Below are 14,466 nucleotides of genomic sequence, written 5' to 3' on the forward strand. Positions count from 1 at the left end.
GTATATCATAGTATATTCATAATATCAAATCTACACAAGAGAGAAGGCCGGAGCAAGGCAGCCAGGAGCAGAGCGCGTCTCTTCTGCCCAGACGTGCTATAATAGCACGGTATACGGGGCAAGCTCTGCCGTTGCCAGCCTGGCGCGGCGAGGGCAGTTCTTGATCCTGGGGGAGGCACGCATCCTAGCCATGCATGTCCGGGACCGGCGCGTGAAGCGTACGCAAAATTTGTTGGCGCAGGCTTTGTTAGCTTTGATTGCTGAGAAAGGCTATGATGCCATTACTATTCGTGATATCACGGAGCGTGCTGATATCGGTTACGCAACCTTTTTTCGACATTATCGCGACAAAGATGAATTGTTACGCGATGTGGCCGATGTGGTTATCAATGAATTGCTAGAGATCCTGTTTGGGCAATCTTCAGGGAGTGAGCCGGCTTCCGTCGGTCAGCTTATCTTTCGCTACGTTGCAGACCATAGCGAAGTAGTGCGTGTCCTGTTAGGCAGTCGAGGACCAGCCTCACTGGTGCAGCACGTCATCCAGCGTGGCAGCGAAAATGTCCTACGCCAAAACAAGCCGCGTCCTGATAGCTCAGTGCCGGCAGAGATTGCCGCCCATCACCTGGTCGCTTCCTCCATCGCGCTGATCCAGTGGTGGATCGAACACGATATGCCCTATCCGCCCGAACGTATGGGCGAGATCTATCGGCAATTAATTGTGCAACCAACACTGCTCTCTGCTTTCGTCACAGGTTCAGACTGACCACGTCCGATCGTCTGTGTTCCGCCTTTGCACTCATCCTAGATAGTGGCATCGCCAGGCCACCGCTGCCTTCTCCGTTTGTAGTGGCGCGGGTCAGAATAATCTAGCAGACCTAGAAAAAAATGTTCGACTAGCGCGCTGCCCTTGTTCCTCTCGGGCGGAGCGATGACTAGATTGTTCTCTCATGGTTAGCAAGAAAGCCTAGTTACTATGACAAGTGAGAAGAAGATCTCAGCGACTGCAGCCGAGACGTCTCCCATGCCACTGTCTCTGATCCAGCAACTGACGCAAGACGATTTGCCTCTCCGCAGCGCCACCCTCTATCAGCTTTTCAAGAGAGATTGGTCGGGAGAAGAGAAAGCGCTTCTGGTAACAGCCCTGTTGGAGTTGCTGCCCCAGCCGGCCCTACCGGATCGTGCTGCCCTCGTATTGTTCTTGGCTAAGCTAGCCCGCGATCGTTGTCGCGATTGGTCAGCTCTGTCGGGGGCTGTGGCCCCCTCTGGCAGTCAGCGGCCTCTGTCTCTGCGCTCCGCCTTGCTACGGGGTCTGCCACTCTATCTGAAGCTCATAGAGGCGAGCGAGCCTCAGCTACGCCTCTCTAGCCTCTATCTGAGCGCCTGGCTTCCCGAGGGACGAGCGCACTTGTTACCTGTCCTGCTGCGCCGCCTGGAAGAGGAAGAGGAGGCTCTTCTGCGCGCGGCCCTAGTCCTGGCCCTGGGTCAGCTTGCTGGTGATCAGCAGCAGGTGCGCGCCCATCTGATGATTCGCCTTCAGGCTCCAGAGGCTCCCATTGTGCGTCTGGGGGCAGCTATTGCGCTGGTACGCCTGCTGCGCACGAAGACCCCTATGCGAGCTGTGCGCTTGCTTGTCAGGGCCATCGCTCATCCGCAGGCTGTTGCTTATGAGTATGACACCCTTCCCTGGGCGCGGCATAGCGTTGTCGCCGACAGCAGCGAGCTACTACGCCTGCTGCCACGCCAACGTCTGCAATTCGCCTTGCCAGTCCTCTTAGAGGCTCTGGCCAGTGCTAATTGCTATGAAGCGCTTAGTCTCGCGCGCACTCTGCTCTATCTGGGCTTTGCCAGCCAGCGGCCAGGGGTCTCTTGCCAGGCAATCACTCCGACTCAGCAGGCTATTCTGGCAGCGCTGCGCACCAGTCTCAGCGCTTGGCAGGCCGGCGAGCTTCTGAAGGCTGTCGAGACTCAGAGCCAGCTCTCTGCCGGCTGAGAAGGGCTTTCCTGGCCTCTTGATAGTTGGCTGTATCGGCATTTGATGCATATGCCACAGATCGATCGTCCTGGTTAAGATTGGGGCTGGTACTTGGGAGTTTGGTACTAATTTGCGCTGCTCCTGCGCGTGGCTAAATTGACACACATTGGTCTATGCAGGTAGACTCACAACCAGGTAAAACGTCAGCAGAGCAGCGAGGTTGATCAAGCATGCCGCAGTTTCGCCCGTTCCCGCCGTTCCAGGACCGTGGTGGGTCTGACTCGGCGGGCGAGCAGGCTCAAGGAGCGCACTTAGCAGGTTCAGGTTCAGATTCAGGAATACAGGTGCCTTTATCGCCACAGACGATGGCCGGGGAGGCCAGGCCCGGCGGGAGTTCCCAGCGTCAATTTGCTCCATTTAAGCCGCTTTCCTTGCCGGCCACCGGCCCACTTTCGACAACGTCCAATTTCGCACCTTACTCTTATCAGGGCCAGCCAGGTCTTGCTAATGCCACTGCTCCCTCTGGCACGGAGCCGCTGCGGAAGCAACTGACGCCGACGACCGATCAATACATGGCTCTCCCCCCAAGTGTGGGGCCGGAGCCGCTGGCATCTTTGCCTGTCTCTCTGCCTGGCGCGACTCCTGAGCCGGCTTCAACGTCAACAGTGGCCCTGGTTGAACGCTCCGGTACAACTGATCAGCTCGCCGAGCTGTCGCGCCAGCCCCAGACAACCGGCAATCTGGCTGACCTGCTCGCCGCTCTGCAAGCAACGCTTGAGCAGCCCCGGCGCATGGTCGTCATTCCTGCCGAGCATCCCCGGCAGCCAGTGCAGAAGCCTGCCAATCCACGGCGCCTGAGCGCTCGCCAGCGCCAGGGGATTATTCTCACGGTCCTGTTCACAGCCATCCTGGTGACCATGCTTACCCTCTCACCACTGGCCGGAGGCAATGCCGCCCCTCTTCTCGGCGGCATCAGACAATGGATTCAGAGTCAGCAGAATGCCTGGCAGATCGCCGCCCATCAGCAGCCAACCGATGCCAACGATACAGGGATGCCGCTCTTTAACTTCAACCCGGCCAATCTACCTTTCATGACCATCCCCAATAGTCCTTATGTGGCCATCGCTCAGCAGGCTGCCCTTGATGCCGGCATCTCCCCGGTCTATTTCGTGCGCCAGATCAATGTTGAGAGCGGTTTCAATCCATACGCGGTCTCGCCCGCAGGAGCTGTCGGCATTGCTCAATTTCTGCCCAGCACCGCCGCTGGCCTGGGTATTGATCCCTGGAACCCAGTAGAAGCTTTACGCGGAGCCGCACGACTGATGGCTAGCTATGCCCGGAGCTACGGCGGCGACTACGCCAAGGCGCTGGCCGCCTATAATGCCGGTTCCGGTAACTTGCAAAATGCACTCAATGCCTGTGGTAGCGCCTGGTTAAGCTGTATGCCGGCCGAAACCCAGAACTATGTCTATCGCATCATGGGCATCTAGCTTGAAGAGCGGTCGGAGCCTGGCCCGGCACCAGACCATCAACCGCCCCGGGGCATTCTGAAGCAGATTCCACTCTCGCTCACCTTGTAACACTTCTTCCTTCACGATCCTCCGGCTGCAACCACCTCGCACTAAACAGGGTCCGCCTCCATATAGGGAAGCGGACCCTGTTTTTCCCATACCCGGCAAACAAGCTGATAAGCTAGCTCGCCCTCGCACCCTCGTGGAAGAGACAGAGCAGGTACCTCAGTGAAGCGGCACCGCTCTCCTGCTCCCTCCTACTCTACTGTGACAGACTTGGCCAGATTGCGCGGCTGATCAACGTTACAGCCTCGGGCTACTGCTGTATGATATGCCAGAAGCTGCAGCGGAATAGCTGCTAGTACTGGGCTTAGCTCTTCCAGCGTTGGCGGCACATAGAGTACGACGTCGGCATGCTCACGAATGGCTTCGTCTCCCTCGGTGGCTACCGCGATCACTCGCGCGTCGCGTGCGCGTACCTGCTGCATGTTACTGACCACTTTTTCGTAGACGTGTGAGGCAGTGGCAATGGCTACCAGCGGTGTTTCAGGATCAAGCAGGGCAATAGAGCCGTGCTTGAGTTCGCCAGCAGGGAAACCCTCAGCGTGGATATAGGAGACCTCCTTGAGCTTGAGCGCCCCTTCGAGGGCTGTTGGATAGCCAACACCGCGCCCGATGAACATGACACTGTGGAGGGGAGCCAGCTCACGCGCCAGGGAAGCAATGGGGTCATCGGCGGCTGCCGCGCGGTCGAGGACTCGCTGAATTTGGGCCGGCAACTGCTTCAGTGCCGTCAAGACCTCTGCGACGCTTTCGGGACGCAGGGTGTTGCGCTGGAGGCCAAGGAAGAGGCCAAACAGGTAGAGTTGAGCCAGGGTGGCCAGGAAGGTTTTGGTTGCCACCACACAGATCTCTGGCCCCGCCTGGATATAAAGTACAGCGTCAGCCAGGCGTGTCACAGCGCTGCCCACAACATTGGTAATGGCCACAATTGGAGATCCCTGCTCACGGGCCTGGCGAGCGCTGACCAGCACATCCGCGGTCTCACCCGACTGGGTGACAGCGATGCACAGAGTATCTGGCCCAACGATAGGATCGGCATAGCGAAACTCGCCTGCGGTGATGACCTCAACGGGCAGGCGCGCCCAGCGCTCGATGACATATTTCCCTACCAGGCCGGCATGATAGGAGGTGCCACAGGCGATGACGATGATGCGCCTGACCTGTGTCAGCGCCCCCGAGCGCTGGAGAGCCTCCAGTTCGGGGAGATGAAGCTGACCCGCCTCGCTCACGCGTCCCAGCAACGAGCGCTTGAAGGCCTCCGGCTGCTCATAGATCTCCTTAAGCATAAAGTGAGGATAGCCGCCTTTTTCAGCGGCCTCGGCGTCCCACTCAACAATCGTAGGAGCGCGCTCGACAAAGGTGCCATCCAGACGCTGAATGGTGATCCCTTCGGGACGCAGTGCCACTAGCTCCCCTTCGTCGATGATGACTACTCGCCGTGTATACTTGAGGAAAGCGGCAATGTCAGAGGCCAGGAAGTGCTCTCGCTCTCCCAGACCTACCACCAGGAAGGGGCCGTTGTAGCGGGCCCCCACCAGGAGCTGGGGCTGCTCGCGGCAAAGGACGGCAATGGCATAGGAGCCACGTACGGGCTGCAAAGCCAATCGGACAGCCTCCAGCAGATTACCCTGCGCCTCACCTCGATAGGCGCGCTCAACCAGATGAGCCAATACTTCGGTGTCTGTCTCGGAATGGAAGCTGTGACCTTCCTGCTCCAGGCGGTGACGCAGCTCGGCATAGTTTTCAATGATGCCATTATGCACCACGGTGATCAGCCCGCTGCAGTCGGCATGTGGGTGGGCATTGGTATCGCTGGGGCGTCCGTGGGTTGCCCAACGGGTATGGCCAATGCCGAGGGAGCCAGGGGCCGGACGGGCCCCGTTTTCGACCGCCGCCGCTAGATTGGCGAGCTTGCCAGCGCGGCGACACACTTGCAGCTCACCGCTCGCCGTGAGTACCGCTATGCCGCTAGAGTCGTAGCCCCGATATTCGAGCCGGCGCAGCCCGTCGAGCAAAATGGAAGTAACATCGGTGCCTGCGGCACCGACGTAGCCAATAATCCCGCACATGAGGCAGGGTATCCTTTCCGTCTGTGATGTGGTATAGAAAGAACAGGCTTGCTCCAGACTGCCGAAAAAGGCCCGCCCCCGGTGCCCAGACGGCACCTTCTCCGCCCGGAATAGCCCTGTTCTGGCTATATCACTGAGAGCGTTTTGTCCTGGCCGTTACCAGCCAGTTTTGTGCGCTCCCTTCACAGGGAAGTGATCTCCCCTGGGGGCTCCCCGCTGATTATTCCGAACAGCCCCCACCTCGTCAGCCGTGGCCCCTCCTCTAGCCCGGCCCTTGCGCTACTCATGAGGACAATCAAAGCACCGGTTGGTAGTTTTAAGTATACCAGATCAGCAAACCTCTATAGGGAGAACGCTTCTCTTCGCTTTTTCTGCGGCTGCTCTCGGGTCGCTTCGTCTGGCTGGCTACTAGCCAGGTATGGAGTGCTCCGCGCCGTGGAAGAGTAAGAAGCACGGACCGGCTAGGAAACATTGGCTCGTCATTAGGCCTCGGGCCGGTCGCGGTAGCGGTTGGTAATGGGCAGGCGTCGATCGCGACCAAAGGCCCTCGGCGTGATTTTTACGCCTGGTGGCGCCTGGCGCCGCTTGTATTCACTTCGATCAACAAGCTGCATGACGCGTTCAACGAGAAGGGGATCAAAGCCCATCGCGACCATCTCTTCGAAGCTGCGATCTTCTTCAGCGTAAGCTTGTAAAATCGGATCGAGCAGCTCGTAGGGCGGCAGACTATCGGTATCCTTCTGCCCTGGACGTAGCTCGGCTGAGGGAGCTTTCTCTAGGACAGCCTGCGGGATCACGGGACGCTCTCCTAGCGAGTTGCGATAGCGACTCAGTTCGTAGACCAGTGTCTTTGGCACATCCTTGAGCACGGCAAAGCCACCGGCCATGTCGCCGTACAGGGTGCTGTAACCGGTGGCCATCTCCGACTTGTTACCGGTGGTCAGCACAATCGGTCCTAGCTTGTTAGAGATGGTCATGAGAATGTTGCCGCGAATACGGGCTTGCAGATTTTCAGCGGCCAGACCGTGATCACCTTCGCCCAGCGCTGGCGCCATGACGCGTAACGAGGTGCGGAAGATCTCTTCAATGGGCACTGTGATCAACTGGATACCCAGATTTTCGGCCAGTTGCTGGGCATCGGTCTTGCTCCCCTCGGAGGAGTACGCTGAGGGCATGGAGACCCCGAGGACGTTTTCGGGACCTAAAGCATCGGCAGCGATGACAGCGGTCAGGGAGGAGTCGATGCCCCCGGAGAGGCCCACTACGGCTTTGCTAAAGCCCGTTTTGCGTACATAGTCGCGCGTGCCCAAGACAAGGGCCGCGTAGATCTCTGCCAATCTCTCTAGCGCTGGCTCGATGCGCTGGCCAGCTCCAAGAAGAGGACGCCCGTCTAGTGTCGGCGGCGGCAGGCTGTCACTGGAAACGACAATCAATGGCACTTCTTCAGGACGCAGCTCTAGTCGTTCCTGGCGCCGGCGGGGATCGTGCAGGCGCGAGCGAAAGACAGAGGCAATATCGAGATCCACTACAAGAAGATCTTCTTCAAATTGTTTGGCCCGGGCAATCAGCCGACCCTGCTCATTAAAGACCATGCTTCCGCCGTCAAAGACTAGCTCATCTTGACCTCCTACGAGGTTCAGGTAGGCCACAATGAGGCCGTTGTCGGCGGCGCGCGTCGCTAGCATCTGTTCACGAAAATGGCGCTTGCCAGCGTGATAGGGAGAGCCGTTGATATTGATGATGACTTCGGCTCCGGCATGGGCCTGCAGGGTCAACGGACCAGTTGGATACCAGATGTCCTCACAGATCGTAATGCCCACATGGACGCCATTGATCAGGAAGAGCGGTGCCGTTCGCCCGGCCTGGAAGTAGCGATACTCGTCGAAGACACCGTAGTTTGGCAGATAATGTTTATGGTAGCTGCCGTAGAGACGTCCATCGCCTATGACGGCAGCCGCATTGTAGATGTCTTCGTCACGATCGACATAGCCAATGATCGCGCTCAAACCGGGTAGCTCCTTGCTGCGCTCGATCAGCCACTGCAGGCGACGCAGGTTCGCCGAGACGAAACCTGGTTTCAGGAGCAGGTCCTCCGGAGGATAACCGGTCAGCGCTAGCTCTGGCGTGCAGACGATGTGCGCTCCCGCTTGATGGGCTTCGCGCATCGCCGTCCAGATTTTCTCAGCGTTGCCATCCAGGTCGCCGACCGTGACGTTGATCTGCGCTAGCGCAATACGCAGAGGTACGATATGCATAGGGAGGCTCCCTTCCTTGCCAGCGCCGCGGCTGCGGTTGCAACTGCACTCGCAGGTAACACCGGCTGGCAGAGTAGCGAAATTTTCACCATAATATTACAACTGACTCAGCGTTGGGAGGTTCTTTCCCTTTGATGGATCTTGTAGCCTACCTTGTGCTGGATGTTCCCTTTATCCTGGTGGTCTATCTCGCCGTGTTGCTCTTTGTTCGCCCGGGGCGGGTGCCAGTTCTGGCGGCTCTGGTCGGCGGTCTCGCGATGGCAGTGATCAATATGCTGGCCGATCTCTTCGCCTATTATCTCCACCTGTGGCATTATACGCTCTCCGGCCTGGTACTCCATTTGCCTTTGCCCTTCTATATCCCTGACGTCTTCATCTATGGCGGCATTGGCTATCTGGCCATTTGGATTCTCTGGCAGCGTCGTCGCTGGCAATGGGTGGCGATCACGCTCATGGCAGCTATTCCGCTGGTGCGTATGCTCTTCGATTATGCCCGCGCGGTCACTGCTAGTGGCTACATTGTCTGGGATAGTTCGCTAGCCGGCTTCGTTGATCTGATCCAGTACGTGATTGCATTTCTTCTGGGTTATCTAGTCTTTACGCTATGTGTTCGTACCTATCTCGGCCATCGGCAGTAAAAATCAGCAGGTAATTGCTAAGCCGCTATCGTCCACTACACTCGTCCGAGCTGGCGAGGCATGACAGTGCTAACCAGCGAGGGAAAGAAGAAGCCAGGCTCTCTCTGCTTGAGCCTGACAAGGGCAGTGTGGGGCAAGAAGCAGACGGCGAGAAGGTAAGTAGCGGAGGTGGACGAGGGGATGAGTAGCACTCTCCTATTAGTCTGCACTTGCGGTGAGAAGAGAAGCGAGGCCTTGGCGAGTCAAGGAGGCAGGAGACAGGCAAAGTAACTGTCCCTCATCCTGCTCGCCGGGCCAGACCAGGGCCGGCACAGGTGGTTTAACCAGCATAGATCAAACTGGCGCTCAGCCCCGCTCCCATCTTCGCCACTGCTGTCTTGCAGCAGGATTAGCGCCGTGGTAGCTTGGTGCCTACCCAAACCAGCAGGAGCAGCGCCGCCAACATGGCTGTACGGCGAATCATCTGGACCCAGCGCTCTTCTGCCCGCGGATCGCCGCCCCCAAGGTGGAGACGGCGCACCAAACTGTGTAGTGGCGTTGCCTGGCCGATCGACGCTCCTGGCCCACTGGCAGCGGCAGATCCTGGCTGCCGAGCTGGGGTCTGGCATTGGGTACCGACGCGGCTCGGCTGTGCTGCCAACTCAGCGCTTTCCTCAAGCTCTGGCGGACGCATCACACGGAGCTGGTCGGCCAGTCCCAGGAAAAATTGCTGCATGAGCATCTTGGTCGTACCACGCAGCACCGGCGCGGGCAGGAGGCCGGCACGCCCTACGTTCAAGACTCCCTGATAGGAGACAACGGTGTTATGCTCGCGTCGCAACAGGCGTACCCAACCTTCGCCCCGCACGGGGCCGTGTCGGCTTTCTCCTTCGACGGTGATGCGGTAGCAGTGAGGGTACTCCTGATCTGAAATTGTGACAGTCCCCTCGTAACTGCCTCGCAGCGGCGCCTGCCTGACAACGAGTCTGATTGCGTAGCGATTCTCCCCCAGCGCCTCCAGATGCTCGACACCTGGCAGGGCCTGGCGAAGAACCTGTTGATCCATCAGGCATTTCCATACTTCTTCAGGAGTGGCCTGGAGTGTATAGGCTCCTTCAACGTCCATAGGATAATTCCTTAAAGATCAATAATTGCCGCCCTCATTATAGAAGAGGAGGCCGTCACTGACAAGCGGATCAGGGGCCTTTGTCAAACACCCTCCATTATGCCTTTTCTCTCTCCTTGACTGGTAATCCGATTAGGGGAAAGCTGATCACGATTGTAGCCTGGAAACCCCTTGCCAGCGCCGGCACTCTCCTCATATACTAGATATGCAAGCGTCGGAAGCATAAATTGTGTTCTCACTCACAGCTTGAGGAGTGCCGGGAAGTCTGGTCGGCCCGGCACTCTTCTTTTTTGTTGGCTAGGTCAGCCGCGTGAGCAGGCTGGCATGGCCAGGGCGCCCGGCCGAGGGCTTAGGGAGAGCAAAGCGAGAAGCCAGATATTTTTCAATCTGGGGATGGGGCAGAGCCGGTCACAGGCGTCTTAGAGATCTTTTACACAGTCAGAGCGAGGAGAAAGGGGGCCTGTTTAGGATGGCGATTCCTCTGGTAGAGAGCTATCTGGTCCTTTTCCTGCTCGTTGCCCTGGCGACCATCCTGGTCGCGCGTTGGATGGCCATTCCCTATACGTTGGGTCTGGTGATTGTCGGGCTACTCTTAAGCATGTTCCATCTACTTCCCCCGTGGCAACTGGACCCCGAGTTAGTGCTCTTTGTTTTTCTGCCGGCCTTACTCTTCGAAGGAGCCTGGTCTCTTAACTGGCAGTTACTCAAGCGCGAATGGCGCAGCATCTTCTTTTTGGCCGGTCCTGGGCTGTTGCTTTCGCTCTGCTTGATCGCGGCTCTACTCCATTGGCTGGAAGGACTCGACTGGGGGAATGCTTTCTTGCTGGCCGCCATTCTTTCGCCTACTGATCCGGTGGCTGTGCTGAGCCTCTTCCGTCAGCTTCATCTTGACGAACGTCTCGCGGTGATCATCGAGGGCGAAAGCCTCTTCAACGATGGTGTAGCGGGCGCACTCTATCAGGTTTTCCTGGCCATCGTCCTGCTGGCATCCTCGCCCTCAGCAGGCTCGGATGGCCCCGCCTCCGCCTTGCCCGTTCCCCTGATGGGTCTACTCCTCCTCCTGCTACAAGGTGGCGGCGCTGCTCTCTTGGGCCTTCTTGGTGGTTGGTTGCTCTGCCAGGTTCTGCGTCACATCGACGATGCCCTGAGTGAAGTCAGCATCACGATCATCGCCGCTTATGGCCTCTATCTGCTGGCTGACCGCCTCCACCTTTCGGCCATCATTACGGTCATTGTGGCTGGTTTGCTTGTGGGGAACTATGGACGGCAGTTTGGCATGTCGGCAAGCACACGCGCTGCGGTCGACACTTTCTGGAGCGTTGTCGCCTTTATCGCCAATGCTCTCCTCTTTCTATTGGTCGGCGTTCAATTGAATCCGCTTGCCCTGCCATCGCTGCCGGGGGGAACCGTACCGAGCCTGGTCAATGCGGCTCTGGCTATTGGTGTCGTGCTGTTAGCGCGGCTGCTTCTGGTGCTATTGCTGGCCACGCGCTTGTGGCTGACCATCCCTGGGCGCCAAGGTAAGCTGCCCCTCGCCTGGCAACTGGTGATCTTCTGGGGAGGCCTACGGGGAGCACTTTCGTTAGCCCTTGCTTTGGCCCTGCCGCTGGCCTTACCACAGCGTCCGCTCATCCTGGCCTCTACCGGCGCTGTTGTCCTCTTTACCCTGCTTGTCCAGGGCCTCAGCATGCGCTGGCTCTTGCTCCGGCTTCCTTCCCTGCATGATTCCTCTGCCGATCCTGGTCTGGGGCCGTCATCGCCCACGACAAGCAATCAGCCTGCGGCTGAACCCGCGCCAGAAGATCCTTGAGGCTCGCAACCAGCCGCAGGCCTCTTCCTTCCTCTTTGGCCAGGCACACGCTGCGGCAGCCGGAACAGAGAAAGGGCCAGTGCGAGCGAGCCAGTCAGCCAGCCCTACACACCGCAGCGATGCGGGTGGGACAGACCTCCTGGGCCCACTGGTCTCGCTGGCCTGTCGTTCCTCGCTTACTGGACAGCAATAGTAAAGGAAAATCGCATGATATACTGCGGGCAGGGCAGATGCGGCTGACAGAGCGGACGAGCCATAAAGACGACTTCGCTCTGCCCACTGCCCTGGGCCACATAGCGCCAGATGCAGGCGTGCGCCTGCTGGGAAGCATAGCCTGCTGGCTGTTGCAGCTCCAGCACCCCTTGAGAGCCTGCCGGTGTCTCCCAGCGCTGGCCAAAAGGCAGCTCAAAAACCACCAGAGTGCCCCGGCTCACTTTGATGGTCTGTCCGTCTTGAGTGTTCTTCACGATCACCGCCTGCGGCGGCAAGGCCTCAGTAACCACGGCATCGCTGGGACAGCCATGACTGGTACCGTATCCCTTAACGGTCGTGACCGTGGGTGTTGCTGCGCTCTTGGTCGGCGAGGGAGCCGATTGATTTGATCCGCCGCTTGTTGTGGCGTTGGTACCACAGGCACTCAGTGCCACGAGCAGCGCCACTAAGGCAGGTGCAATGACCAGCCACCATGATCGGCAACGAATACCATAAACCTTGCTACGACGCATAGATACTCTCCTTACGCCCAACAATCTCTTCGTTGCTCAACTCGCTAGGGCAGTTCCGCTGAGGCCGCTGCCTTCATGGGAAGAACGTTGCAACGGCTCAAAAAGTTCCCTCGGACCAGCGCAAGAGGGGAGGCAAGGAGACCCGCTATAGGAGCGGCCTCGGGCCTTGTTTTCAAACTATCTTCAGGGAACCTGCTTTCCTATAAGCAGGCGCACGCCACAAGCGCAGCTTGGCCGGCGATCAGGGGAGCAAACGCTTCGTAACCTAGATAACTGCTTGGCAGGGGATGGCTCCTATGAGCGTCGTTGACGCCGGCCCAACGTTGCCAGCATGACTAGCAGTTCCTCAGCATCGCTGAGGAAGCGCCGCGCCGGCAGTACTTGATGCACCAGGCCAAGACGGAAGGCCTCAGTTGCCTTGAGCATTTCTCCTGTCAAGATCAGGCGCATCGTGGCCTGGTAGCCGATCAGAGCGGGGAAGTAGGTAGCGGCCACCGGCGGGAAGACGCCCAGCGTTACCTCAGGCAGGCCAAAGACGGCATGTTCGTGCGCGATGACGGTATCGCAGAGGGCCGCTAGCTCACAGCCGCCACCTAGAGCATAGCCTTTGACCAAAGCGACCGTCGGAATACCCTGATGTCGTAGCTCCTCAAAGGCCGCGCAATTGTCATAGACGGCGCGCAGCATCTCACGCTCACGCCCATTCAGATGATCACGGATGTCCACCCCTGCGCTAAACGCTCGCTCACCAGCCCCCGTGATCACCAGCAGCCGCGGTGCTTTCTGCGCCGCGGCTCGCATAGCGCGTGTGATCTCATCCAGCGTGGCAATCGTCAAAATATTGAGCGGAGGGCGATCAAGAATGAGCCAGAGGACGCCGTCACGCTCCCGCAGATGGATCTCCGCCATGTGATTTCCTTGCTACTAGCTGTACCGGTCGAAAAAGAAGATCCTTGGCAGAGCTGACCAATATTGTAGCACCAGCGCCCCAGGAGCGTAAAGCGGCAACGATGGGGGCAGCATGCCAACGACAAGAAGATAGCCACGCTCCCGCGCGCCACACTGTCTCGGTTATGCTGCCCCCAGGCCAGGCTTCCCAGAACCAGTTACATCGCTGAGCTGTCTTGGTCGGTTGTCTGGCAATGGTGAGAGAAAGCAGAAACTCAGTGACTGGGCTTAGCGTCCTGTGAAATGCTTCTCCTGGCGCTTCTCCACATAAGCGGCCAGGCCCTCCTTGGCGTCCTCGCTCTGGAAACAGAGCTGTTGCAGCTCACGCTCCAGTGCCAGGCCCTCGGCTAGCGCCACTTCAGCACCCGACTGCACAGCCCGCTTAATGCGTCCGACCGTGCGCGAGGCGCTATTAGGCGGACAGAAGCGCCGCGCATAGGCTATCACTTGCTCCCAATAGTTGTCGGACTCATAGATATAATTGACCAGACCCAGCTCCTGAGCTTCCTCAAAGCTGATCAGCTTGCCTTCGGTCATCAGCTCGATAGCCTTATTCTTCGGCAGGGCCCGAGCCAAACGCTGCGTTCCGCCTGTGCCTGGCAACACGCCCAGCGAGACCTCGGGCAGCCCGATCTTACCGGCATTGCGGCGCGCAATGCGAATATCGCAGGCCAGGGCAATTTCTAGTCCACCACCTACTGTGTGACCGTTGAGGGCAGCAATCACTAGCTTGGGGGTCTGCTCCAGCCGTAGCAGGGTCTCATTGGCATGGAGGCAGAAATAGTATTTGTAGGTCGGCGAGACCGAATTGAGCATGCTGATATCCGCGCCAGCGCAGAAGAAGCGCTCGCCTGCCCCGCGTAAGACCAGCACATGCACGTTTTCATCAAAGCGCGCCTGCAGAATAGCCTCATCGAGCTGGCGCATCATCTCATAGCTGTAGGTATTGGCCGGCGGATTTGTTAGCTCAATAATGGCCACCCCATCACTTACACTATAGTTGACTAGCGTGCGTTCGCGCTCTGTCGTCGTCGTCATGGCTGCTCTTCCTTTCTACTCTTCAGGCGAAGACAGCTTCGCCTGCGCATCTTCAAGCACATCATCGCCTTTGATGAACTCGAACGGGGTATGACATCGGTTACAGTAATACTGCGCTGTCAATAACTGCTGACCAAAGAGAGAGAATAACTCGGTCTCCGTTGAACCGCAGAAAGGACAGCGCGGGCGCTCGCGCTGGGGAGAACGCTCTCCGCTATGGCCTGAGACCTCGCTCATGGTCGACCCTCCTCCGCCCCTGCCGCCTCCTGGAGATCGCTGGGACGCAGGCGACGGCTCTCAGCCTCCCAGCGCTCCCAGGGTAGCCCCTGCGC

Annotated in this window: 12 protein-coding genes; 5 read left to right on the forward strand and 7 right to left on the reverse strand. The window is 58.5% G+C overall.

Going from position 1 to position 14,466, the window contains the following annotated elements:
* Nucleotides 1-211 precede the first annotated feature (211 nt).
* The 3 genes from IRZ24_RS08360 (at nucleotide 212) to IRZ24_RS08370 (ending at nucleotide 3,462) form a co-directional block, all read left to right on the forward strand.
* Nucleotides 212-763, forward strand: a complete 552-nt coding sequence (locus IRZ24_RS08360) for a TetR/AcrR family transcriptional regulator (RefSeq protein WP_297162425.1) — start codon at nucleotides 212-214, stop codon at nucleotides 761-763.
* Nucleotides 764-973: 210 nt separating this feature from the next.
* The gene (locus IRZ24_RS08365) at nucleotides 974-1,990 is read left to right on the forward strand and encodes a hypothetical protein (protein ID WP_297162428.1); all 1,017 of its coding nucleotides are present in this window, start codon (nucleotides 974-976) and stop codon (nucleotides 1,988-1,990) included.
* A 326-nt stretch (nucleotides 1,991-2,316) separates the two neighbouring features.
* Nucleotides 2,317-3,462, forward strand: a complete 1,146-nt coding sequence (locus tag IRZ24_RS08370) for a transglycosylase SLT domain-containing protein (protein ID WP_297162431.1) — start codon at nucleotides 2,317-2,319, stop codon at nucleotides 3,460-3,462.
* Nucleotides 3,463-3,740: 278 nt separating this feature from the next.
* Here IRZ24_RS08370 and glmS read toward each other — a convergent pair whose 3' ends face one another.
* Both glmS and IRZ24_RS08380 read right to left on the reverse strand, forming a co-directional pair.
* Nucleotides 3,741-5,615 (reverse strand): glutamine--fructose-6-phosphate transaminase (isomerizing), encoded by a 1,875-nt coding sequence (glmS, locus tag IRZ24_RS08375; protein WP_297162434.1) that lies wholly within the window; start codon nucleotides 5,613-5,615, stop codon nucleotides 3,741-3,743.
* 482 nt (nucleotides 5,616-6,097) lie between these two features.
* Nucleotides 6,098-7,864: an NAD+ synthase gene (locus IRZ24_RS08380; protein ID WP_366914258.1), complete on the reverse strand. Its 1,767-nt coding sequence runs from the start codon at nucleotides 7,862-7,864 to the stop codon at nucleotides 6,098-6,100.
* Nucleotides 7,865-8,001: 137 nt separating this feature from the next.
* Here IRZ24_RS08380 and IRZ24_RS08385 point away from each other — a divergent pair, with 137 nt between their 5' ends.
* On the forward strand, nucleotides 8,002-8,508 hold the full coding sequence (locus IRZ24_RS08385; RefSeq protein ID WP_297162441.1) for a hypothetical protein: 507 nt from the start codon (nucleotides 8,002-8,004) through the stop codon (nucleotides 8,506-8,508).
* Between the two features lie 388 nt (nucleotides 8,509-8,896).
* Here IRZ24_RS08385 and IRZ24_RS08390 read toward each other — a convergent pair whose 3' ends face one another.
* The gene (locus IRZ24_RS08390) at nucleotides 8,897-9,613 is read right to left on the reverse strand and encodes a CoxG family protein (protein ID WP_297162443.1); all 717 of its coding nucleotides are present in this window, start codon (nucleotides 9,611-9,613) and stop codon (nucleotides 8,897-8,899) included.
* 469 nt (nucleotides 9,614-10,082) lie between these two features.
* On the opposite strand from IRZ24_RS08390, the gene IRZ24_RS08395 reads away from it, so the two are divergent.
* Complete coding sequence (locus IRZ24_RS08395; RefSeq protein WP_297162447.1) at nucleotides 10,083-11,423, forward strand: sodium:proton antiporter; 1,341 nt, start codon at nucleotides 10,083-10,085, stop codon at nucleotides 11,421-11,423.
* A 176-nt stretch (nucleotides 11,424-11,599) separates the two neighbouring features.
* On the opposite strand, the gene IRZ24_RS08400 is transcribed toward IRZ24_RS08395, so the two are convergent.
* The 4 genes from IRZ24_RS08400 to IRZ24_RS08415 form a co-directional block, all read right to left on the reverse strand.
* Nucleotides 11,600-12,148, reverse strand: coding sequence for a hypothetical protein (locus IRZ24_RS08400; protein ID WP_297162450.1), 549 nt, complete (start codon nucleotides 12,146-12,148; stop codon nucleotides 11,600-11,602).
* Nucleotides 12,149-12,442: 294 nt separating this feature from the next.
* Nucleotides 12,443-13,057: an enoyl-CoA hydratase/isomerase family protein gene (locus tag IRZ24_RS08405; RefSeq protein ID WP_297162453.1), complete on the reverse strand. Its 615-nt coding sequence runs from the start codon at nucleotides 13,055-13,057 to the stop codon at nucleotides 12,443-12,445.
* 267 nt (nucleotides 13,058-13,324) lie between these two features.
* Nucleotides 13,325-14,134, reverse strand: a complete 810-nt coding sequence (locus IRZ24_RS08410) for an enoyl-CoA hydratase/isomerase family protein (RefSeq protein WP_297162456.1) — start codon at nucleotides 14,132-14,134, stop codon at nucleotides 13,325-13,327.
* A 15-nt stretch (nucleotides 14,135-14,149) separates the two neighbouring features.
* Nucleotides 14,150-14,371, reverse strand: coding sequence for a hypothetical protein (locus IRZ24_RS08415; protein ID WP_297162459.1), 222 nt, complete (start codon nucleotides 14,369-14,371; stop codon nucleotides 14,150-14,152).
* Nucleotides 14,372-14,466 lie beyond the last annotated feature (95 nt).

The organism is Thermogemmatispora sp. (genome assembly GCF_019683755.1).
Taxonomy (GTDB): domain Bacteria; phylum Chloroflexota; class Ktedonobacteria; order Ktedonobacterales; family Ktedonobacteraceae; genus Thermogemmatispora.